Below are 20,669 nucleotides of genomic sequence, written 5' to 3'. Positions count from 1 at the left end.
ATTCAACATTTCCGTGAAAGTTTCTGCTGCGCGGTTTAGTTTTCATTTTTACCGGCCGTTTTTTTATCCATCCGGTAGATAAAGGCGAAGATTTCCGCCACCACTTCATACAGCTCTTCCGGAATTTCTTCATTCCATTCAAGCTCATGAAGCATATGTACAAGCCCGGCATCTTTATGCACCGGGACGTCCTGTTCAGCGGCCGCTTCGATAATTCGTTCCGCGGTCCATCCCCGCCCCTTCGCTTTGACTGCCGGCGCCTGTGAAGTGCCCTGCTTATAATTAAGTGCCACTGCTTTTTTCGTGGTCCAGTTCTGGTTGGAGGTCATATCCGAATATCAAATGCTCCTTTCCGTCCGGGCTCCCGGCCGTGCGGCCCGGCCGGAAGGGCTTCTTCTTCGTGCCACTGAAGCGACACCAGCTGGTAGTTCAGCGAAGCCATTGCCGTTTTCAGCATGGGCTGAAAAAGATGCAGCGGCTGTTCCGGGCGCGGGTTTTCACTGCTGATATTTACCGTCACGTTTCGTTTATAAATCTGCACATCAGCGATTAAAACGCCGAGCCGGTCCATCTCGAGCTGAAATAAAATATGGCACGTATCCGGATCGAGTTTTCCGTCTTCAGTACGTTTTCCCTCCCAGTGAACAACAGCATCCGAAAGCATCTCCCCCCACTTCGCCGGAAGATGGGAGAGCTGCTGCAGCCATGCCTCCTGATCGGTCTGCTGCATGAGCTGCTGACCGGCCACATGGGCGACGGTCCGTTCATGCTGGGGTGAGAGTTCAGCTCTCGACATAATATGCACCTGAGCCTGCTCTAAATGCCTGTAAGACGTCTGCATCGCTTCTTTGCTCCCGCTTTCCGCCCAGGAAGACCAGCTCGAGTTGCCGGTATAACTTTTCAGCCATTCCACCATCTGCGGCGTATTGGCAAGCACCGTCACTGCTTCCGGGACCAGCGCGTGCCAGGCTCTCATTAGAGCCTTTGCGCTCAGCTGCGGCGAACTGCCCGGCTGCTGGATCGTCTGATGCAGCTTTGCCGCGTCTTCCACCTGGGACTGAAGCCATTTTTCCACGGACCCGCTGCTTACGGCGCCCTGACCGACATGCTGCAGAAAGGCTTCAGCGTTCAATGGAGGCTGAAGGCCCGCAAATAGCCGGTGGATCAGCTGGGCAGCCTGACCGTTTTTATCAATGACAGCCGCCGCGGCTGCTGCGGCGAACAGCTGCATCGGCTTTGTCGGTGCTTCGATGTCTCCTTTAAAGCTTCCCGGGGTGAGCACGGCGCTGCTGATGGATTGATGAACAGCGTCAGACGTTTTGTGCTGCGCAAGCAGCACAGTTAAATCCTGTGCCGGCGAGGGGCCGTGCAGCACCTGGTGGGCACTTTGAAAGATGGATGCTTTTAAAGGGGCACCTGCGCCGAGCATCCATTGAATCGTCTGCATCCCCTGCTTATTTACGGCGCCTTCCCCTTTTAGCAGCTGCACGCTTTTCTGGAGCGTTTCCCTCGTTACAGGCAGCTGCATCTGTTCAAACATGCGGAATATGTACTGCTTCTGCTTTCCGGAAGGCAGGCCGAGCAGCTTCAGGAGCGCATGGCCTTTATCACCGGAAGAAGTGGCAGCCTCGTTTGCTGCCACCTGCCACACCTGCCGGCCGTGTTCATTTTTCACCTGAAAATAATATGACTTTCCGGCTTCAACCGGTGCCTCCAGGGAAGCGTGATACACCCTCCCGTGCACAGTAACTGCCGCCCGTTGGCCTGGATAAAGCTGTTTGACAGTACCTTTAATAATCTGCCCGGCTTTAATTTCTTCATTTCCGGCTTGTCCTGTACGGTTTCCGGCAAACGTGGACGGCAGCGACAGCTTCATCGATTTTCTCTCCTTTTACGAACGACGGTACCCGGATACCGGCTGAAACGAATACCGGTGGATGGCACACCCGCCGAGACGATTTAAGCCGTCCAGGTGATTCTGGGTACCGTAGCCCTTGTTGCTGGCAAAATCATAGTCCGGATAAAGCGTATGATAGTACTGCATATAACGGTCCCGTTCCACCTTCGCCAGAATAGAGGCAGCCGCAATCGACACACTCCGGCTGTCCCCCTGCACGAGCGACTGCTGTTCAATATGTAATGGAAGGGTCATCGCATCTACGAGCAGGGCATCCGGAGCAGGTTTAAGATCCGCCACAGCCGTCCGCATAGCCTTTTTGGTTGCCTGGTAAATATTCAGACGATCGATTTCGTCCGCCTCGATATGAACAACGCTCCAGGCGACCGCCACCTCTTTAATTTTTATTTCAAGCTCTTCACGTTTTTTGGCGGAGAGCATTTTGGAGTCATTTACTTCTATCAGGCTGACGTCCTTTGGCAGCACAACAGCAGCCGTAGTCACCGGCCCGGCCAGCGGCCCGCGCCCGACTTCATCCACTCCAGCCACCGCCTCGAAACCCCGGTCCCAATAATCCTGTTCAAACGAAAGCCGGCGGCAGAAGTCCTCGTACTTTTCCTGCTTCTGCTTCTGTCGCTTAGCATACCGCTGCAGCTCCTTCTGGACGCCGGCCCGGGAGTCTTCCTTCCAGGCCTCCAGAAGCTCTGCATCCGGCTCCTCATGTGTCTGCAAATATTCCTTTACAGCTGTTATCGTCCATTTCTCCAATATTTTCACCTCTGCTGCACAATTATTCGCTCACGTCATCGTCCGGGCGTTCGAGACTGATGCGTCCGAGCAGCCCGCCGCGGAACTCGCGTACGACCATTTCACCTGCTTTTTCGTAATCGATTTCCGCTCCTGCAAGCAGCGCTCCCCGCTTACGTCCAATGTCTTCAAACCACTCCAGCGACGTCTCCCTCGGCTTATCCTCAAGGCTAAAACGCTGAAGCAGCTTTTCGGGGTAATACTCCTGGCAGACCCCGATAATAAAATAAGCAATATCCTGCAGATCCAACAGCTCGTCTTTAATAGCACCTGTCGCTGCGAGACGTTCCCCGACGTAAGGGTCTTCGAACTTCGGCCAGAGAATGCCCGGGGTGTCGAGCAGATCCATTTCCTTGCCCATTTTCAGCCACTGCTGGTTTTTCGTAATTCCCGGACGGTCACCGATTTTAGCTGTTTTTTTTCCGATCCACTGATTGATGAGCGTCGATTTGCCGACGTTCGGGATGCCGATAATCATTGCCCGTATAGCCCTTGGCTTAATGCCTTTTCTTTTCCACCTGGCCTGGAGCCGTTCCGTCTGCTGAAGTGCCGCTTCTTTAATCACATGCAGGCCCTTCTTGTGCTTGGAATCCACGTCCACCGCCTCAATTCCCTGGTCGCGGTAATACTGCTTCCATTCCTCGGTTACTTTCGGATCAGCCAGATCGGCTTTGGTTAATACGATCACCGATGGCTTATCCTGAATAATCGTTTCAAGCAGCGGATTCCGTGAGGACCGGGGGATTCTTGCATCTGCGAGCTCGATAACCACATCCACCTGCTTTAATTTGCTCTGCACTTCCTTTTGCGCCTTGTCCATATGTCCGGGATACCATTGAATGTCCATATCTCTGCCTCCTTTCAAATTAAAATGGCGATGGCCACATATGAGTAAGCGGCCAGAATGTTATTACCGCTTCCCCGACAATCTCCTCTTCTTCTACGAGTCCGATAGCCCGGGAGTCATAGCTGTTCGGACGGTTGTCGCCCATCACAAACACCTGCCCTTCAGGAATACGGCTCCGGCCCGTTTTCTCCTTCAGGGTGAAATCGGTTGTCGCCGGGATAGGGCCTGCTGCCAGGGTCTTTTTATCAAGAAACGGCTCATCCACCTGCTCCCCATTAATAAAAAGCTTATCGTTCCTGTATTCGAGCGTATCGCCCGGCAGTCCGATGATCCGTTTAATGTAATCATCTTTATTATTGGCGTGGAAAACGACCACATCAAACCGGTCCCACTCGTGCAGCCATTTGCTTGATTTATTCAACAGCATCCGGTCTTCGTCATGAATGGTCGGCTCCATTGATTCGCCTTTCACAACGACTGGAGCTACAAACAGCCAGCGTGCTGCCAATGCAATAAGTAATGCAATCATAATCACTGTCAGAAGATGCAGCCAATTGATGGGAAAACGGCGTTCATTCATGCGGTCGATTCCTTTCTTTATATAGTTTATCCGTATGAAAAAAGCTGCAGACGGAATACTCCGCTGCAGCTTTTTCTCCTGTGTCTTATCGAAGTTCTTTGATACGCGCAGCTTTTCCACGCAGGTTACGGAGATAGTACAATCTAGCTTGACGTACTTTACCGCGGCGTTTCACTTCAATCTTATCGATTCTTGGGGAATGAAGCGGAAGAGTTCTCTCCACACCAATTCCGTAGGAAACCTTACGCACGGTGAAAGACTCGCTGATGCCTCCGCCGCGACGTTTAATAACGACGCCCTGAAACACCTGTACACGTTCACGGGAGCCCTCGACAACTTTCAAGTGCACTGCTACAGTGTCACCTGGGCGAAAGTCCGGGAGATCCGATTTTAACTGTTCCTTCGTTATGTCGCGAATAAGTTGTTGCATTTGTATTCGCCTCCTTCTCTCGCATGCTCTTGTCCACGATGAAAACAGCGGAGCACCGTAATTGATGACTATTCAGTCACAAAATGAATCATAGCACATTCCACGGGTGGAATCAACCGCCGGATTTACGTCTGATCGGTATATTTTTCCCAAAGATCCGGCCGGCGTTCTTTTGTTCTCTTTATTGCCTGGCTTTGCCGCCATTCAGCGATTTTTCCGTGGTCGCCGGACAGCAGAATGTCCGGCACCGTCATGCCGCGGAAGTCCGCCGGACGGGTATACTGCGGATACTCCAGCAGCCCGTCCTCAAACGAATCTGTATGGGCGGACTGTTCATTGCCGAGCACTCCGGGTAAAAGGCGCGTAATGCTGTCTGCCATAACCATCGCGCCTAGTTCACCGCCGGTCAGCACAAAATCGCCGATCGAGTATTCATCCGTAATTAAATGCTCGCGGATCCGTTCGTCATAGCCTTCATAATGACCGCATATAAACATCAGCCGGTCTTCGCCGGCAAGCTCCCGGGCGTCCTCCTGCTTAAACGGCTTTCCCTGTGGGCAGAGAAGAATAACCCGGTCCGGCGGAGCATCACCTGCGCTTTTGACCTGGGCAGCAGCGTCAAATACCGGCTGCGGCTTCAATACGAGACCGGCACCCCCGCCGTACGGGTAATCATCCACCTTGTTATGCTTGTCGTCTGTATAGTCCCTTATGTCATGGGTGTGAAAGGAGACGTGCCCTCTCTCAGCAGCACGGGCAAGAATGGAGTGGCCGAACACACTTTCAAACATACCCGGAAACAAGGTTAAAAAATCCATTCTCATTCCGGCAGCATTCCCTTCATTACCCTTACGGTAATACGTTTTTCGGCAACGTCCACATGCCGGACGACTTCTTCAATATAAGGAAGCAGAATGTCCTGCCGCCCTTCTGCCGGCTCCACCACCCACACGTCATTGGCTCCCGGGGTCAGGATTTCTTTCACATAACCGAGGCGGGTGCCTTCTTCCGTATAGACGTCTGCATCGATGATTTCATGAAAATAATATTCCGTTTCTTCAAGCGGGGCAAGCGCCGTTTCCGGTACAAAAAGCGCCGCATTTTTCATCCAGTCCACATCATCAATCGAATGAAACCCTTCGAATGTGAGCAGAATAAACTGCTTATGCGGACGGGAGCTTTTAATGACCAGCGGTTCATGGTCTGCTTCTGCCTCCGGCTTCTCCACGTATACCTCCTGCCCGGGCTGAAAACGCTCCTCCTCAAAGTCGCTGACGGATTTTACCCTGACTTCCCCCCGTACGCCGTGCGTATTTACAATCGTGCCTATATTAAACCATTCCATCTTCGTCACTCGCTTTGTGTTTTGATCTGATTTCTTTTACAATGCCCTCTTCCACTACAATGGTCCCCCAGTGCTCGCCTTCATGCCACGCGCTCCCCACCTCGATATCAAACATCACTTCCGTCGTGCCAAATGAAAGCTCCGAGCCGATCGGAAGATGCTCGAGCTGGTTCTGCAAGAAATAAAGCTGCTGCAGCTCTTCCTTTCGTTTTTCAATTTCCTTGTTGAATTTATCCATGGCCGACCAGCGGCCGTTCTCGGTCTCCCGTTCCTTGTTCTGCTTCTGCTTTTGAAAACGAAGCTGCTCCGTTTCCTCCAGCAGCCGGGATTTCTGCTGCTCGTATTTTTCCTGCAGCTCCTCTTTCAATGTTTCCGTCAGAATATGGTGAACGTTCATTTTTTTTATTACACGCACTTTATCACCTCTTCAAGAGCCCCGAAGCGGCAGCTAAACAGGGAGCTATTTTTGATCGTTCAACAAGGTAAGACGGACGTTTTTTCCTTCAGCCGAGGCTTTCGCCTGCAGGAGCGTTCTCACCGCCTGAATCGTTTTGCCCTGCCTGCCGATTACTTTCCCCGCGTCCTCCGGATGAACCCTCACTTCAATAAGCACCCGTCCGTTCTCTTCCGATTCCGTCATATTTATATCATCCGGATAATCCACGATCCGCTCCAATATTATGTAGGCAAAAGATTTCATCCACTCATCCTTTCCTGATATGTATTATTTTATCACAAACAAGCGGCCCCCGGGTCTTTCTCCGCAGGCAGAGGGTATAAAGGCATGCCGCTGCATAAAAAAAGACCGCCTCGCCCTCTTCATTCCCTAAGGAAATGACGGGCACAGACGATCTTTTTAGCTTATTACTTTGCGTGCTTTTCGTTGTGCAGACGGGTCATAAGACCTTCCTGCGAAAACAGGTTACGAACAGTATCCGATGGTTTAGCACCGTCGAGCATCCACTTAAGAGCCTTCTCTTCGTTCACGTGGAACTCGGCAGGGTTAGTCAGCGGGTTGTACGTACCGATTTCTTCGATAAAACGTCCATCACGTGGTGCCCGGGAATCCGCTACTACCAAACGGTAGAAAGGACGCTTGTTCGAGCCCATGCGCTTTAATCTGATGCGCGTTGCCATATGCAAACACCTCCATTTTTTTCTCACATTTGCTTATTATAATAGCTTCTTTACGTGCTGTAAAGTGTTTTTCCTTGCCATACAAAAATTTTACATGAATGGCATCGAAAAATTGCCTTTTTTCTTGCCCTTCTGCTGCGAAGTCATCTGCTTCATCATTTTTTTCATGTCCTCAAACTGCTTGAGCAGACGGTTTACGTCCTGGATCGTCGTGCCGCTTCCTTTGGCAATCCGGCGCTTACGGCTTGCGTTCATCAAAGATGGATGCTGGCGTTCCTCTCTGGTCATGGAACGAACGATTGCCTCCACCCGTGTAATCTGATTGTCATCCATCTGGACATTTTTAAGGCCTTTCATTTTGCCGGCGCCAGGGATCATGCTCATAATATCTTCCATCGATCCCATGTTACGCACCTGGCCGAGCTGTTCGAGAAAGTCGTCGAACGTGAGATCCTGCGACCGCATTTTCTTTTCAAGCTCTTTGGCTTTGTCTTCATCCACATTGGTTTGTGCTTTTTCAATCAGGGAGAGCATATCGCCCATGCCGAGAATTCTTGAAGCCATCCGTTCCGGGTGAAACGGTTCAATGGCGTCAATTTTCTCTCCGGTACCGGCGAATTTGATCGGTTTATCCGTCACCGATTTAACCGACAGCGCTGCCCCGCCGCGGGTGTCCCCGTCAAGCTTCGTCAGCGTCACGCCGGTAATGCCGAGCTGTTCATTAAAGCTTTCTGCCACGTTGACAGCGTCCTGCCCGGTCATCGAGTCCACCACGAGCATGATTTCATCCGGATTGACTGCTTCTTTCATACGCTGCAACTCGTCCATCAAAGAATCATCCACGTGCAGACGGCCTGCTGTATCAATAAACAGATAATCGTAATGCTCTTCTTTAGCTTTTACGAGCGACTGTTTGGCAATATCAACCGGGTCTGCTTCGGTTCCGAGAGAGAAGACGGGCATGTTCAGCTGCCGGCCCAGCGTCTCGAGCTGATCAATCGCTGCCGGCCGGTAGACGTCCGCTGCCGCCATCAGAGGCTGGCGGTTTTTGTTTTTCCGCAAATAATTCGCAATTTTTGCGGATGTCGTCGTTTTCCCGGCGCCCTGCAGCCCGACCATCATTACTACCGTCGGCCCTTTAGCCGCTTTTGCAATTTCCGCCTGTTCGCCGCCCATCAGCTGGGTCAGCTCTTCGCTGACCACCTTGACCACCTGCTGGCCGGGCGTTAAGCTCTTCATCACTTCCTGGCCGGTCGCACGATCTTTTACGCTGTTGACGAACTGCTTTACGACTTTGTAGTTGACGTCTGCTTCAAGCAGCGCGAGCCGTACTTCGCGCATCATTGCTTTAACGTCTTCATCCGTAACTTTCCCACGGCTCTTCATATGGTCAAACGTGGACTGCAGACGTTCGCCTAATCCTTCAAATGCCATTACGAAACCCCTTCCTCTTCTAAATTTTCCAGCGTCTCTACCGCTTCAAGCAGCTGCGTTTTTTCCGGGAAATCGTCCGGAGCCAGCGCCTTTAACTGCTCGTACAGCGCCAGGCGCTTCTGGTATTTTTTATATAATCCAAGTTTTTCCTCATATTCCTCAAGCATCGTCTCGGTGCGCCGGATATTGTCGTACACCGCCTGACGGCTGACGTTAAATTCCTCCGAAATTTCACCCAGCGAAAAGTCGTCTAAATAATACCTTTCCAAATAGAGCCGCTGCTTGTTTGTCAGCAGCGGCTGGTAAAAATCAAACAGTGAATTCATCCGAACTGTTTTTTCGAGCATGCATACCACCTCTGGCGTTAAGTGCAATTACTTTACAGTTCATCTTACGAACCACAGCGGTTCTTGTCAAGAAATTGCGTAACCGGATGCTACCGCTCCTCTGCATCGGCCGGCGTCTGTTCAATCATATCCTTAAACAGCCCGTAAACGAAATCCTCCGCTTCGAATGGCTGCAGATCATCCAGCTTTTCCCCGAGCCCGACCATTTTTACCGGAATGTTCAATTCGTTGCGGATCGCCATTACAATACCGCCCTTCGCGGTACCATCGAGCTTCGTCAAGATGATGCCGGACACCTCCGTTGCCTCCCGGAAGGTTTTTGCCTGGCTCATGGCATTCTGGCCGGTGGTAGCGTCCAGGACGAGAAGCACTTCGTGAGGCGCCTCGGGAATTTCCCGCGTAATTACACGCTTTACTTTCGCAAGCTCATTCATTAGATTGACCTTGTTCTGCAGACGGCCTGCCGTATCGCAGAGAAGCACATCTGCCTGTCTCGATTTGGCTGACTTGATCGCATCGTAAATGACCGCCGCCGGGTCACTTCCGGCCTGCTGCTTGATAACGTCCACTCCGGCACGCTCTCCCCAGCCCTCGAGCTGCTCAATTGCTCCGGCACGAAACGTGTCCCCGGCTGCGAGAACAACTTTTTTTCCTTCTGCTTTCATTTGATGGGCCATTTTCCCGATCGTGGTCGTTTTACCTACGCCGTTCACGCCAACAAAAAGCATGACAGTCATTCCGTCCGGATTCATGTTCAGCTTGGAATCTTCTCCGGTGCGGTCCAGCTTTTCCGCCATTTTCTCTGTGATCAGCGGAGTGAGTTTTTCCGTCGTCCGGATATTTTTCAGGAGCGATTCGTTTCGCAGCTCGTCGATGATTTCCATCACGGTTTCCACCCCGACGTCTGAGCTGATCAAAATTTCTTCGAGTTCTTCAAAGAAATCTTCATTTACTTCGCGGTACTGGGCAAACAGTTCATTCATCGCTTCGGAGAAAGAAGATCTTGTTTTTGCCAGCCCTTCACGGAAACGGCTCGAAAGCGAGACGCGCCGTTCTTCTTCGGGCTCTTCTTTGCCTGATTCCTGTGCTTCCTGCTTCGCTTCTTCCCTGGCTTCTTCTTCCGCCGCTTCGCCGGCCATTCGTTTTTTTAATCGTTGAAAAAGACTCATGCTTTTCACTCCTTACACTTCCAGTAGTTCATCCGCTTCTTCCAGGCGGACAGATACCATTTTTGATACGCCTGATTCTTCCATTGTAATTCCGTAAAGTACGTCGGCTTCCTCCATGGTAGCCTTGCGGTGGCTGATCACAATAAACTGAGTCGTTTCACTGAACGAGCGCAGGTATTTCGCAAAGCGTACGAGGTTCGCTTCATCAAGAGCGGCTTCCACTTCGTCCAGTACGCAGAACGGAGCCGGTTTTACTTTGATAATGGCAAACAGAAGCGCTATGGCTGTCAGCGCCTTCTCCCCGCCGGATAAAAGAGACAGGTGCTGCCTTTTTTTACCGGGCGGCCGGGCGGAAATATCCACTCCCGTATGAAGCAGATTCTCCGGATCTGTAAGCACCAGATCCGCTTCCCCGCCGCCAAACAGCTTCGCAAAGACGTGCTGAAATTCTTCGCGGATCGCATGATACGTAGCGGCAAAACGCTCCGTCACTTCTGTGTCCATTTCATCGATCACATCCTGCAACGACTGTCTTGCCTCCATCAGATCCTCCTGCTGGCTGCTTAAAAACCGGTGACGCTCCGTGACCCGTTCGCATTCTTCAATCGCCCCGAGATTCACAGTTCCGAGCTCTTCGATGCCAAGCTGAAGCAGGTGCACTTCGTCTTTTGCCTGCTCCGGGCTTACGGACAGCGTATGCTTCTGTTTCGCCCGTTCAAACGATAATTCATATTCTGACTGCAGGTAGGTGATTTTATTTTCGAGCGTCACATCGAGACGGTTCATGCGCACCGTTGTTTCATGAAGACGGTCCCGGCTTTCCTGAAAGCGGTCATTCTGAACTGAGGCTGTTGCTTCGATTTGTTCTGCAGCACGGGCTGCACGATTCTTTTGTTCATTCAGCTGCTCCTGCAGCCGCTCAATCTTTTCCTTAGCAGCTTTCGCTTCTTCGACCAATTCATCCCAGTCCTGGCTGCTATGGTCGTTATTTAAATGCTCTTCCCAGGCAGCTGCCCGCTCTTTACGCGCGGAGACGACCTGTTCAAGTTCTTCTTTTTCCCTGTGCAGCCGTTCTTTTTCTTTATGCTGGGCAGAGACATTTTCCCGGAGAGCTGCCGTCTGCACTTTTCTTTCTGTCTCCTGCTCCCGGAGCAACGCCTCTTCCTCATCCCGCCTGGAATATTCCTGTTCGAGCGCGTCGATCGATGCTTTCAGCTCTGTAATGGCTTTTTCGACTCTTGCCCGGTTTTCTTCAAGCACCTGCAGACGCTCATCAAGACGTTCTTTCTCTTCCTCAAGCGAGGAATATTCCCGGTCAAACATGCCGAGACGGGAATCAAGGCGGTCGTGCTCCTGCTCACTTTTACGGCGTGCTTCCTTTTTCTCCTCAAGCTGCCCGGTATACTCCCGGGCTCTCTGCTGCTTATCGCTCGCAGCCGCTTTCTGCTTTTTTACAGCCTGCTTCGTCTGATCAACTGTTTTCTCCCAGGCTGCAGTCTTTTCTTCTATTTCCGATAAATTATTTCTTAACTCGCGAAGCTCACGCTGTTTTTCGAGAAGCGTGCCCTTCTGGTTCTGCGTTTTTCCTCCGCTCATCGAGCCCCCGGGGTTTACGACATCTCCTTCAAGAGTGACGATGCGGATTTTATAGCTGCACGCTGCCGCCAGGCGGTTAGCCGTTTCCAGCTGGTCCACTACAAAAATATGGCCAAGCAGCTGGTCACGGACATGCTCATATCCCTGGCGGACATGCACAAGCTCTCCGGCCGTGCCGACAAAACCGGTAAACGTCTGTGCTTTTTCATAGCTGGACCGGTCGGCCCGTCTTGGACGCACCGTTTCGGAGGGGAGCAGCGTCGCCCGCCCCTTCTGATGCTTGCGCAAATACGCAATTGCCTCGCGTGCGTCTTTTTCGGTCTGCGTCACAATATGCTGGAGGGAAGTGCCAAGCGCCGTTTCCATCGCCTCCACATATTCTCCCGGTACATCCATCAGCTCAGCCACCGAGCCGATAATGCCTGAAAGCTTTTGTTCCCGGGCCTTTAAAATTTCTTTGGCTCCCTGGTAATAGCCGGCATACTCCTCCTGCATTTCTTCAAGCATACGGATTTTTGATTTTTTTTCGTCAACGTACCGGTACGCTTTATACAGTTTGTCTTCCTGCTCTTTTAATTTTTCTTCCAGGCGCTCTTCTTCTCTGGTGGCTGCTTCAGCTTCCGAGCGCGCGTTTTCCGTTTGGCGGGAGAGCGCTTCCTCTTCTTTTTTCTGCTCCTTAACGAGCTGCGCGGAATTCCCGCGCTCTTCAAGAAACGATTGATTATCCTCTTTCAATGCTTTCATACGCCGCTCGAGAGAAGATTTCTGGTCTGTCACGTATCGGGTTTCGTTTCCTACAGACGCCTGTTCATTGAGTTTTTCAATGTATTCGCTTTTTTCTTCTTCAAGGTCTTTTCCGTTCATTTCCTGGTAGGAGCGCAGCTGCTTTTGAACCGAACGCAGTTCATTCATCCCGCTCGTGAGAGCTTCGTTTTCTTTTTCATACCGTTCTTTTTGCTCCCGGTAAGCGTTTGTTACGCTGCTCAGCTTTGCCTCGTCTTCCTCGAGTGCTTTTTTTTCTGCTTCTAGCTTTTCGGCTGCATGTTTTCCCTGTTCATTTGAAAGGTTACGGTCCCCTTCACGTTTTTCGAGATTTCTGGCCGCTTCCACATAGCCGTTCTGCACCTGCTGGTGGAACCGGGCAAGCAGCGCTTCGAAAGCCCGAGCTTTGCGGGCGGCCGCTTCCGTGTGTTCTTTTTTCTGCTTCCAGCGTCTGTTGTGCCGCTCTTCTTTTTTCTCCTGCTCCTGGGCTGCTTTCCAGTCGGTATGCAGTTCTTCAATTTCATGCACGAGCAGAGCCGATTCCAGCGCTTCAAGCTCTTCACGCTTGGCGAGGTAGTCCTTCGCTTCGGATGCCTGTATCTGCAGCGGCTCCATCTGCTCATTCAATTCATGCAGAATGTCTTTTACCCGGTGCAGGTTCGCCTCTGTTGATTCAAATTTTCTTTCAGCTTCCTGCTTGCGCTGCTTGTATTTCAATACCCCGGAAGCTTCTTCAAACATCGCCCGCCGCTCTTCCGGCCGGCTGTTTAACACCTCTTCGACCCGGCCCTGGCCAATAATCGAAAAAGATTCTTTTCCCATGCCGGAATCCATAAACAGATCAATAATATCTTTGCGGCGGCATTTTGTCCGGTTCAGCAGATACTCGCTTTCTCCGGAGCGGTACAAACGGCGTGTCACGCTTATTTCACTGTATTCATATGGAAGGCTTCCGTCTTCATTATCAAGCACGAGCGTAACTTCCGCAATATTCAGCCCACGCCGGGTATCGCTTCCGGAAAATATCACGTCTTCCATACGGGCGCCGCGCAGCGACCGGGCCGACTGTTCCCCGAGCACCCACCGGATGCTGTCGGAAATATTACTTTTGCCGCTGCCGTTCGGGCCGACGACGGTCGTAATGCCGGGGTTAAAATCAATATGTAAACGGTCGGCAAACGATTTAAATCCTTTAATTTCTATTCGTTTCAGGAACAAAGGTATGCCCCCTCTTATTTTATAGTATGTACTGACAGCGCCGAGCGCTGTCTTCTGCTGTTTATATTTTATCACAACACGCACGCCGGCAGAACTCGACCTAAATCCCCCTTTGTCAAACGCGGGAAAAACCACTACAATAATATTAACGTTGTCATTAAAACACCGTGGAAGCTTTTTAAAGAGATGAACCACGGGTTTTTAAACTGGACGGAGTGGAGGAGAAGAAATTCGCATGAGTTTAGAACAAGCAAGCCGTGATAACCTGGATTACATGATTACCGAACTGCAGAAAAAATTACAGATCGTCAATGTTTCTGTAATGCAGCCGGAGCATTATGACGTCGATCAATACCATGAGATTAAAGAAATCTACGACATGGTGGATTCCAAAAATAATATCAGCGTCAGCGAGATGCAGGCCATCGTTTCCGAGCTCGGCCATCTGCGCAAAGGCTGATCCGCACATTTAAACAACCGCCAGCGTTTGGCGGTTGTTTTTTTAATTTCGTTTATTCACGGCGCTGCAGCTGTTCAAGGGTAGCCTGGGCTGCCCGCTGCTCCGCTTCTTTTTTTGACCGTCCGCGGCCGGCACCGGCACGCGCGTCGTTTAAGGACACCGCCGAATGAAATTCCCTGTTATGGGCCGGCCCCTGCTCATCGGTGATTTCATAGGAAATCACGCCCAGGTTTTCCTTCTGGACGAATTCCTGCAGCTGGCTTTTGTAATCAGCTGTCACAGAAAACGCCCCTTCATCGAGCTTAGGAAAGACAAATCGTTCCAAAAACTGCTCCACGTTTGAAAGCCCCTGATCAAGATACATTGCTCCGACAAACGATTCGAATACGTCTGCGAGCAGCGCGGGCCGGGTGCGGCCGCCGGTCATTTCTTCGCCCTTGCCCATCAGGACCACATTTCCAAATTGCAATTCCTCGGCCAAGCTAGCTAGCGATGCTTCACATACCATTGCGGCGCGGAGTTTTGTCATATCGCCTTCCGTCATGGAAGGGAATTCGCGGAACAAATGATTGGAAACCGCCAGCTCCAATACAGCATCGCCGAGAAATTCCAAACGTTCGTTATCCCTTACGTGCTTCATACGATGTTCATTCACATAGGAAGAGTGCGTGAAAGCCTGTCGCAGCAGCTGCTCGTCTGCAAATGAAACCTGCAGCTCCTGGAGGATGGACTGCATAAGTTCATGCTGTCTGGCTGTAAATACTGCTTTCTCCCTGGACTGGCTTTTGGACGATGTAGGTTTTGGCAAAAATGAACCTCCCTTAAAATAATGTCGGGTATTACATAGAAAAGCCCAGCCCGCTTACACAGGACGTGGGCTTGCTTTCTACTACTGCTTCTCTATGTAATTGATTACATCACCGACTGTTTGAATTTTTTCTGCTTCTTCATCAGAAATTTCCAGATCAAATTCATCTTCCAGTTCCATGACTAATTCTACTACATCCAGAGAATCCGCGCCGAGATCTTCCTTAAAGGTCGCGTCTTTATTGACGTTCGCCTCATCCACCCCGAGGTGGTCTGCAACGATTTTTTTCACACGTTCGAGTGTTTCTGCCATTCCTTTCACCTCCTTTAAAGAATCGTTTCGGCTTCATTCCATTCTTTCCACTTCTGAGCGCGAATGAAACCGCTGTGTCACCGATATTTTATGGCATTACCATGCCGCCGTCAACATGCAGCGTCTGCCCGGTCATATATTTGGCGCTGTCTGAAGCGAGAAACAACACCGTATTGGCCACGTCTTCCGTCTCCCCGAGCTTTTGAAGCGGAATCTGCTGCATCATCTGCTCCTTCGTGTCTTCTTCGAGCTCGTCGGTCATTTCCGTGGAGATAAACCCTGGTGCGACAGCGTTCACCCGGATATTTCTCGAAGCAAGCTCACGGGCGAGCGTTTTCGTGAGCCCGACTACTCCTGCTTTTGATGCCGTATAGTTCGCCTGTCCGGGGTTGCCGGTCGTTCCTACGACAGAAGCCATATTGATGATCGTTCCGCCCCGTTTTTTCATCATCGGACGGGCCGCTGCCCGGGATGTTAAAAACACACTTTTTAAATTTGTATCAATGACGTCATCCCATTCGTCTTCTTTCATGCGCATTAACAGGTTATCCTTCGTGATACCGGCGTTATTTACAAGCACGTCAATACCGCCGAATTCCTCTGTCACCTGCTTGAGCATTTCTTTGACATCCGATTCATTCGATACATCCGCCTGGATCACAAGCGTCTTTACGCCGTGCTCTTTGCACTCCGAAGCGGTTTCCTCGGCTTTTTCCCTGCTGCCGGCGTAGTTGATCGCAACGTTCGCTCCCTGAGCGGCAAAGCCAAGGGCGATGGCTTTGCCGATACCTCTTGACGCCCCGGTTACAAGCACGCTTTGTCCTTCGAAATTCATGACGATGCACTCCTTTTTTCAAGCCATTTATCCAGCGATGCTTCGTCCTGTACTGCATGTACATCCAGGCCGCGGCGCTGAATCCTCCGGATCATTCCACTCAGGACGCTGCCAGGACCAATTTCTACAAATTCCGTTACACCAAGGTCAATCAGGCGGCGCACCGAATCTTCCCAGTGAACCGGGGAGGTTACCTGCGCAATCAGCTGCTGACGGATGGCGGATGGGTCCGAGGTTTCCTTGGCATCCACATTCGCTATGAGCGGGCGGCGCGGCCCGCGGATCTCAACGTTTTGCAGAGCATCCGCCAGCTTTTCCTCCGCCGGCTTCATAAACGAGGAATGAAAAGGACCGCTCACCTGCAGCGGCACCACTTTCTTCGCCCCGCGGTCCGGAGCGTGCTCCTCCACATAGCGCACGCCTTCCCGGCTTCCGGAGATAACAATCTGTCCGGGGGCGTTCAGGTTGGCCAGCTGTACTTTATCAGCGGCTTCTGTAGCTTCATCCACAAGCTCCTGCAGATCTTCACGCTCCATGCCCATAACTGCGGCCATCGTTCCTTTACCCTCGGGGTCCGCTTCAGCCATCCATTTTCCCCGTTTGGCCACAACAGCAGCGGCGTCTGCGAATTTGAGCGCGCCATTTGCCACCAGCGCCGAATACTCTCCGAGGCTGTGGCCGGCGGTGTAATCGGCCTGCACGCCCTTTTCCTCCACAAGCGCATGAAGGGCGGAGCTCATCGTAAGCAGTGCCGGCTGCGTGTATTCTGTCTGGGTTAATGTTTCTTCCGGGCCGTTAAACATAATATCGGTCAGGCTGTATCCAAGCGCTTCATCTGCTTCCTGAAAGACGGTACGGGCCGTCGGAGCGTTGTCATATAATTCTTTTCCCATTCCAACAAACTGGGATCCCTGACCGGGAAAGATAAAAGCCGTTTTTCCCATTGTAATGCCTCCTACTCTTCTAAGTGCTTCTGCATAAGGTGTGTCACGTTTTCCTGGGCCATCTGCCGGGCCTGGCGGATCGAATGATAGACGGAAATATGGTCGGATGACCCGTGACATTTAATCAGCGGCGCCTGCAGGCCCACAAGCGTAGCGCCGCCGTGATTGGAGTAATTCATTTTCTCACGCAGATGCGTCAGGCCTGTTTTCATCATGGCAGCAGCCAGCTTTGTCCGCAGACTTGCCATAAATTCTTTTTTCAGAAGAGAAAACAGGGTGGATGCAGTGCCTTCGATGGATTTTAACACGAGGTTTCCGGAGAAGCCGTCGCAGACCGCTACGTCACAGACACCATCGAGCAGATCCCTTGATTCCACGTTTCCGACGAAATTCACCGGAGCATGCTCGAGCAATTCATACGTCTCTTTCATTAAATTATTGCCCTTGCCCTTTTCTGTGCCAATATTAACAAGTCCGACCCGAGGGTTTTCAATGCCCCGTACCAGCTGCATATATGTACTGCCTAAAATCGCATGCTGGTACAGATGATTCGCCTTTGCATCCATATTCGCTCCGGCATCAAGCAGCAAAAAGCCTGTGCCGTCCACCGTCGGGAGTGTCGGAGCAAGTGCCGGCCGCTCCACGCCGTGTATTCTCCCAATATGCAGGAGCCCAGCCGTCATAAAAGCCCCGGTATTGCCGCAAGAAATACCTGCTGCTGCCCGGCCCTCTTTCACTTCCTGGACAGAAAGGACCATCGAGGACTGCTTTTTGCGACGGATGGCTTTGGTCGGGGACTCGTCCCCGTCAATCACTTCATCGGTATGCAAAATATCAATACGTTCTGTTTTGGATAAATGTTTTTTGATTTGAGGCTCAGAGCCCACCAGTGTAATCTCGATATCTTTAAAAGCTTGAACAGCAGCCATTGCTCCAGCCACCTGGGCTTTAGGAGAATGATCGCCGCCCATCGCATCGACTACAATTCTCATTTTTTTAGTCTCCTTATTCGTTCACCGAAGCAGCGTGGGAACGGTACATGACGAATTCGCCCTGAAACACTTCTTCCCCCTGCACGCGGCTTGTTACCGTAACATATGTTTTTCTTTCGGTCTTTTTTGTAACGACCGCTTTGGCAATAATTCGTTCTCCGAGAAGCACCTGCCGGTTAAATTCAAGCGAGGAGCGCATCGTAAGCGCCAGTTCATCGTTGATCACGGCTACAGCAAGGGAGTTGGCCTGCGCAAACAGATAATGCCCGCGCGCAATGCCGTTCCTTGAGAATACGTGATCCTCGGTAATTTCAAGTATGCTGATCGCCTCGTGGTCCAGATGGAGGTCAATAACCTCCCCGATCACTTCTTCGAGCGGCAGCGCCTTGACTTCGTCAAGCCTTTCTTTAGCAACGTGCTTGATTCTCTCCCGGTGCTCCGGGATCGAGAGCTCCAGGCGGTCCAGACGGACAGTCTGAACGCTCACCTGAAATGACCGGGCCAGTGCTTCGTCGGTAATAAAAGGATTAGAGGCAATAACAGTCTGAAGTTCTTCCTGCCTTGCCTTTTTATTTTTTCGGGCCATAATAATCATCCACTTCTATGAGTAGGTACTAATAGTAGTATATAGACCGATTTCTTTCATTTCAACCACTAATCCAGTTTATCTTTTTGAAAGGCCCCGGCTTCTTCAAGATATTCCCGGAGGGGCCGGTATTTCTCATCCTTCCAGAACACTTCGCTGCGTATTAATTTCGCCGCATCGTCCCGGGCGGTCTCGAGCGCTTTGAAGTCATGGACCACGTCCGCAATTTTAAAATCAGGCAGTCCGCTCTGCTTTTTCCCAAAAAAATCTCCCGGCCCGCGCAGCTCCAGGTCTTTTTCCGAAAGGACAAATCCATCTTCGGTTTCCTGCATGATATTCATCCGCTCCTGGCCGGTTTCGGATTTCGGGTCGGCCAAAAGCACACAATAGGACTGGTGCTCTCCGCGTCCAACACGGCCCCGCAGCTGATGCAGCTGGGAAAGGCCAAAGCGTTCTGCGTCATAAATCACCATCATCGTGGCGTTTGGCACGTTCACACCGACCTCTACGACCGTCGTCGAAACGAGAATATCAAGCTCATGGCTGGCAAACCGCTGCATGACGTCCTCCTTTTCCTCTGCCGGAAGACGTCCATGCATCAGGCCGACCTGATATCCCGGGAAGAACTGCATCAGCTGGGCATGCACGTCAATCGCGTTTTGAACATCGAGCGCTTCTGACTCTTCAATGAGCGGACAGATGACATAGGCCTGCCGGCCCTGATCGATTTCTTTCTGCACAAAACGAAGCACCCGCTCAAGCATCTGCGGCTTCGCCCAGTAAGTTTCAATCGGTTTCCGGCCCGGCGGCATTTCGTCAATCACTGACACGTCCATATCCCCGTAGACGCTGATAGCAAGCGTACGGGGGATCGGGGTGGCAGTCATAAACAATACGTCCGGGTCCTCCCCTTTTTCTTTAAGAATCCGGCGCTGGCCGACCCCAAACCGGTGCTGCTCATCAGTGATGACAAGCTTCAGGTTATTAAACTGCACCGGCTCCTGGATGAGGGCATGAGTGCCGATGATAATATCGATGGTGTCGTCAGTAATGCGTTCATAGACGTTCCGCTTTTCCTTCTGACGCATCGAACCGGTCAGCAGACCCACAGTCACCTCTGTTCCTGCAAACAGCTCCTGAAGAGACTCATAGTGCTGCTCGGCAAGAATTTCTGTCGGCACCATCAGAGCCGACTGGGCGTTTCCGGTAAATACGGCCTGCATGGCAATCGAGGCCACCACTGTTTTTCCGGAGCCCACATCCCCCTGCAAAAGCCGGTTCATCCGGATGGGAGCCTCAATATCCTCAAGGATTTCCTGCACTACTCTTTTCTGCGCATTCGTGAGCGGAAACGGCAGCTGCTTTTCAAAATCCGCCGTCGCCTCTGCATCATACACAAATGGCACCGCTGAGGCTGACTGGCGCTCCATTCGTTTAAACATCTGCATCTTCAACTGAAAAAACAGCAGTTCTTCATAGACGTAGCGCCTTCTTGCGTGCTTCAGCTGTTCCCGGCTCTCTGGCTGGTGAAGCGCCTGAAATGTTTCGGGTTTTCCCGGCAGGCGGTACCGTTCGCGGATTTCTTCCGGCAGGTTTTCAGGGACTACCTGCGAGACGTGTTTTACGGCTTCTGCCTGAATACGCTGCATCTGCTTGACCGTCAGACTCCCGGTCACGCTGTAGATTGGCTCAAGCTGCTTAGCCGGGTCGGGGGCGCCGGCCCGAAAATCCTGCACTGAGATGGTAAGTCGGTGCTTGTCCCACTTTCCGGTGATAGTCACCTGCCTGCCGACTTCTATCTGCTTTTTTAAAAACGCCCGGTTAAAAAACACCGCCGTTACCAGTAAATGATCAATTAATATCCGCACGGTCATCCGGGATTTTTTTTTGCCAAAAAAACGCACAGACGGCTCCGACTGCACTTCGCCGGTAATCGTTACTTTTTCCTGGTGCTTCAATTCTTCTATAGGAACCACTTCGTGGTTTTCATATCGATAAGGGAAATGATGAAGCAGGTCGTCAATCGTTGTAATACCAAGCTGCTCGAGCTCCCGCTGTTTTTCTTCTCCTACACCTTTTAAGTCAGAGACCGGTGATTGAAGCGTCGAATTCATAAACCGTCCCTTCCTTCCTGCTTTTGCTGTATTATACGAACGGTTGTTC

General features: G+C 51.5%; 23 protein-coding genes. 1 reads left to right on the top strand and 22 read right to left on the bottom strand.

All coding sequences use genetic code 11. From position 1 onward, the window contains the following. Positions 1 to 35 precede the first annotated feature (35 nt). The 15 genes from ACTRXG_RS05465 to smc form a co-directional block, all read right to left on the bottom strand. The gene (locus ACTRXG_RS05465; RefSeq protein WP_322524653.1) at positions 36 to 329 is read right to left on the bottom strand and encodes an EscU/YscU/HrcU family type III secretion system export apparatus switch protein; all 294 of its coding nucleotides are present in this window, start codon (positions 327 to 329) and stop codon (positions 36 to 38) included. Then, the gene (locus ACTRXG_RS05460; protein ID WP_474284264.1) at positions 326 to 1,876 is read right to left on the bottom strand and encodes a hypothetical protein; all 1,551 of its coding nucleotides are present in this window, start codon (positions 1,874 to 1,876) and stop codon (positions 326 to 328) included. The genes ACTRXG_RS05465 and ACTRXG_RS05460 overlap by 4 nt, the downstream gene beginning before the upstream one ends. Before the next feature lie 15 nt (positions 1,877 to 1,891). Continuing rightward, on the bottom strand, positions 1,892 to 2,674 hold the full coding sequence (locus ACTRXG_RS05455; protein WP_474277316.1) for a ribonuclease HII: 783 nt from the start codon (positions 2,672 to 2,674) through the stop codon (positions 1,892 to 1,894). A 13-nt stretch (positions 2,675 to 2,687) separates the two neighbouring features. Next, a complete protein-coding gene (gene ylqF, locus ACTRXG_RS05450; RefSeq protein ID WP_474284263.1) occupies positions 2,688 to 3,551 on the bottom strand; it encodes a ribosome biogenesis GTPase YlqF in 864 nt (287 codons plus the stop codon). Between the two features lie 19 nt (positions 3,552 to 3,570). Beyond that, complete coding sequence (gene lepB / locus ACTRXG_RS05445; RefSeq protein WP_474260464.1) at positions 3,571 to 4,131, bottom strand: signal peptidase I; 561 nt, start codon at positions 4,129 to 4,131, stop codon at positions 3,571 to 3,573. An 85-nt stretch (positions 4,132 to 4,216) separates the two neighbouring features. Continuing rightward, on the bottom strand, positions 4,217 to 4,561 hold the full coding sequence (gene rplS, locus ACTRXG_RS05440) for a 50S ribosomal protein L19 (RefSeq protein WP_022792749.1): 345 nt from the start codon (positions 4,559 to 4,561) through the stop codon (positions 4,217 to 4,219). Between the two features lie 125 nt (positions 4,562 to 4,686). After that, entirely contained in the window at positions 4,687 to 5,385 is a 699-nt protein-coding gene (gene trmD, locus ACTRXG_RS05435; protein WP_474284262.1) for a tRNA (guanosine(37)-N1)-methyltransferase TrmD, read from the bottom strand. Continuing rightward, the gene (gene rimM / locus ACTRXG_RS05430) at positions 5,382 to 5,906 is read right to left on the bottom strand and encodes a ribosome maturation factor RimM (protein ID WP_474284261.1); all 525 of its coding nucleotides are present in this window, start codon (positions 5,904 to 5,906) and stop codon (positions 5,382 to 5,384) included. Before rimM ends, trmD begins: the two co-directional genes overlap by 4 nt. Next, positions 5,893 to 6,321: a YlqD family protein gene (locus tag ACTRXG_RS05425; protein WP_474284260.1), complete on the bottom strand. Its 429-nt coding sequence runs from the start codon at positions 6,319 to 6,321 to the stop codon at positions 5,893 to 5,895. Before ACTRXG_RS05425 ends, rimM begins: the two co-directional genes overlap by 14 nt. Before the next feature lie 45 nt (positions 6,322 to 6,366). Further along, positions 6,367 to 6,606 (bottom strand): KH domain-containing protein, encoded by a 240-nt coding sequence (locus ACTRXG_RS05420; protein ID WP_462865291.1) that lies wholly within the window; start codon positions 6,604 to 6,606, stop codon positions 6,367 to 6,369. A 164-nt stretch (positions 6,607 to 6,770) separates the two neighbouring features. Further along, complete coding sequence (rpsP, locus tag ACTRXG_RS05415; RefSeq protein WP_079476141.1) at positions 6,771 to 7,043, bottom strand: 30S ribosomal protein S16; 273 nt, start codon at positions 7,041 to 7,043, stop codon at positions 6,771 to 6,773. 90 nt (positions 7,044 to 7,133) lie between these two features. Further along, a complete protein-coding gene (gene ffh, locus ACTRXG_RS05410; RefSeq protein ID WP_474284259.1) occupies positions 7,134 to 8,477 on the bottom strand; it encodes a signal recognition particle protein in 1,344 nt (447 codons plus the stop codon). Continuing rightward, on the bottom strand, positions 8,477 to 8,824 hold the full coding sequence (locus tag ACTRXG_RS05405; protein ID WP_474260453.1) for a putative DNA-binding protein: 348 nt from the start codon (positions 8,822 to 8,824) through the stop codon (positions 8,477 to 8,479). Before ACTRXG_RS05405 ends, ffh begins: the two co-directional genes overlap by 1 nt. Positions 8,825 to 8,913: 89 nt before the next feature. Further along, a complete protein-coding gene (gene ftsY, locus ACTRXG_RS05400; RefSeq protein ID WP_474260451.1) occupies positions 8,914 to 9,993 on the bottom strand; it encodes a signal recognition particle-docking protein FtsY in 1,080 nt (359 codons plus the stop codon). A gap of 12 nt (positions 9,994 to 10,005) precedes the next feature. Further along, the gene (gene smc, locus ACTRXG_RS05395; RefSeq protein ID WP_474284303.1) at positions 10,006 to 13,554 is read right to left on the bottom strand and encodes a chromosome segregation protein SMC; all 3,549 of its coding nucleotides are present in this window, start codon (positions 13,552 to 13,554) and stop codon (positions 10,006 to 10,008) included. A gap of 250 nt (positions 13,555 to 13,804) precedes the next feature. Here smc and ACTRXG_RS05390 point away from each other — a divergent pair, with 250 nt between their 5' ends. Beyond that, the gene (locus ACTRXG_RS05390; RefSeq protein ID WP_298784279.1) at positions 13,805 to 14,029 is read left to right on the top strand and encodes a DUF1128 domain-containing protein; all 225 of its coding nucleotides are present in this window, start codon (positions 13,805 to 13,807) and stop codon (positions 14,027 to 14,029) included. Between the two features lie 52 nt (positions 14,030 to 14,081). On the opposite strand, the gene rnc is transcribed toward ACTRXG_RS05390, so the two are convergent. The 7 genes from rnc to recG all read right to left on the bottom strand — a co-directional run bounded on the left by rnc (position 14,082) and on the right by recG (position 20,620). Then, positions 14,082 to 14,765, bottom strand: a complete 684-nt coding sequence (rnc, locus tag ACTRXG_RS05385; protein WP_474260828.1) for a ribonuclease III — start codon at positions 14,763 to 14,765, stop codon at positions 14,082 to 14,084. Positions 14,766 to 14,918: 153 nt separating this feature from the next. After that, positions 14,919 to 15,149: an acyl carrier protein gene (gene acpP / locus ACTRXG_RS05380; RefSeq protein WP_462865279.1), complete on the bottom strand. Its 231-nt coding sequence runs from the start codon at positions 15,147 to 15,149 to the stop codon at positions 14,919 to 14,921. A gap of 88 nt (positions 15,150 to 15,237) precedes the next feature. Further along, on the bottom strand, positions 15,238 to 15,984 hold the full coding sequence (gene fabG / locus ACTRXG_RS05375) for a 3-oxoacyl-[acyl-carrier-protein] reductase (RefSeq protein ID WP_474260446.1): 747 nt from the start codon (positions 15,982 to 15,984) through the stop codon (positions 15,238 to 15,240). After that, positions 15,981 to 16,928: an ACP S-malonyltransferase gene (gene fabD / locus ACTRXG_RS05370; protein ID WP_474277302.1), complete on the bottom strand. Its 948-nt coding sequence runs from the start codon at positions 16,926 to 16,928 to the stop codon at positions 15,981 to 15,983. Before fabD ends, fabG begins: the two co-directional genes overlap by 4 nt. A gap of 11 nt (positions 16,929 to 16,939) precedes the next feature. Next, the gene (gene plsX, locus ACTRXG_RS05365) at positions 16,940 to 17,920 is read right to left on the bottom strand and encodes a phosphate acyltransferase PlsX (protein ID WP_474260442.1); all 981 of its coding nucleotides are present in this window, start codon (positions 17,918 to 17,920) and stop codon (positions 16,940 to 16,942) included. Between the two features lie 13 nt (positions 17,921 to 17,933). Continuing rightward, the gene (gene fapR, locus ACTRXG_RS05360) at positions 17,934 to 18,506 is read right to left on the bottom strand and encodes a transcription factor FapR (RefSeq protein WP_474284258.1); all 573 of its coding nucleotides are present in this window, start codon (positions 18,504 to 18,506) and stop codon (positions 17,934 to 17,936) included. A gap of 68 nt (positions 18,507 to 18,574) precedes the next feature. Beyond that, positions 18,575 to 20,620, bottom strand: coding sequence for an ATP-dependent DNA helicase RecG (recG, locus tag ACTRXG_RS05355; protein WP_474284257.1), 2,046 nt, complete (start codon positions 20,618 to 20,620; stop codon positions 18,575 to 18,577). Positions 20,621 to 20,669: the final 49 nt, after the last annotated feature.

This window comes from Marinococcus sp. LNSP9103-4 (genome assembly GCF_056034345.1).
Note: the sequence above shows the minus strand (reverse complement) of the source record. Positions and strands in the feature narration are given on the sequence as shown.

Coding starts and splice junctions, on each gene's coding strand:
- ftsY (WP_474260451.1), bottom strand. CDS start 9,993: ATGAGTCTTTTTCAACGATTAAAAAAACGAATGGCCGGCGAAGCGGCG.
- trmD (WP_474284262.1), bottom strand. CDS start 5,385: ATGAGAATGGATTTTTTAACCTTGTTTCCGGGTATGTTTGAAAGTGTG.
- ylqF (WP_474284263.1), bottom strand. CDS start 3,551: ATGGACATTCAATGGTATCCCGGACATATGGACAAGGCGCAAAAGGAA.
- acpP (WP_462865279.1), bottom strand. CDS start 15,149: ATGGCAGAAACACTCGAACGTGTGAAAAAAATCGTTGCAGACCACCTC.
- recG (WP_474284257.1), bottom strand. CDS start 20,620: ATGAATTCGACGCTTCAATCACCGGTCTCTGACTTAAAAGGTGTAGGA.
- ACTRXG_RS05390 (WP_298784279.1), top strand. CDS start 13,805: ATGAGTTTAGAACAAGCAAGCCGTGATAACCTGGATTACATGATTACC.
- fabG (WP_474260446.1), bottom strand. CDS start 15,984: ATGAATTTCGAAGGACAAAGCGTGCTTGTAACCGGGGCGTCAAGAGGT.
- rpsP (WP_079476141.1), bottom strand. CDS start 7,043: ATGGCAACGCGCATCAGATTAAAGCGCATGGGCTCGAACAAGCGTCCT.
- ACTRXG_RS05405 (WP_474260453.1), bottom strand. CDS start 8,824: ATGCTCGAAAAAACAGTTCGGATGAATTCACTGTTTGATTTTTACCAG.
- lepB (WP_474260464.1), bottom strand. CDS start 4,131: ATGAATGAACGCCGTTTTCCCATCAATTGGCTGCATCTTCTGACAGTG.
- plsX (WP_474260442.1), bottom strand. CDS start 17,920: ATGAGAATTGTAGTCGATGCGATGGGCGGCGATCATTCTCCTAAAGCC.
- rimM (WP_474284261.1), bottom strand. CDS start 5,906: ATGGAATGGTTTAATATAGGCACGATTGTAAATACGCACGGCGTACGG.
- ACTRXG_RS05465 (WP_322524653.1), bottom strand. CDS start 329: ATGACCTCCAACCAGAACTGGACCACGAAAAAAGCAGTGGCACTTAAT.
- ffh (WP_474284259.1), bottom strand. CDS start 8,477: ATGGCATTTGAAGGATTAGGCGAACGTCTGCAGTCCACGTTTGACCAT.
- ACTRXG_RS05460 (WP_474284264.1), bottom strand. CDS start 1,876: ATGAAGCTGTCGCTGCCGTCCACGTTTGCCGGAAACCGTACAGGACAA.
- fabD (WP_474277302.1), bottom strand. CDS start 16,928: ATGGGAAAAACGGCTTTTATCTTTCCCGGTCAGGGATCCCAGTTTGTT.
- rplS (WP_022792749.1), bottom strand. CDS start 4,561: ATGCAACAACTTATTCGCGACATAACGAAGGAACAGTTAAAATCGGAT.
- ACTRXG_RS05420 (WP_462865291.1), bottom strand. CDS start 6,606: ATGAAATCTTTTGCCTACATAATATTGGAGCGGATCGTGGATTATCCG.
- rnc (WP_474260828.1), bottom strand. CDS start 14,765: ATGCAGTCCATCCTCCAGGAGCTGCAGGTTTCATTTGCAGACGAGCAG.
- fapR (WP_474284258.1), bottom strand. CDS start 18,506: ATGGCCCGAAAAAATAAAAAGGCAAGGCAGGAAGAACTTCAGACTGTT.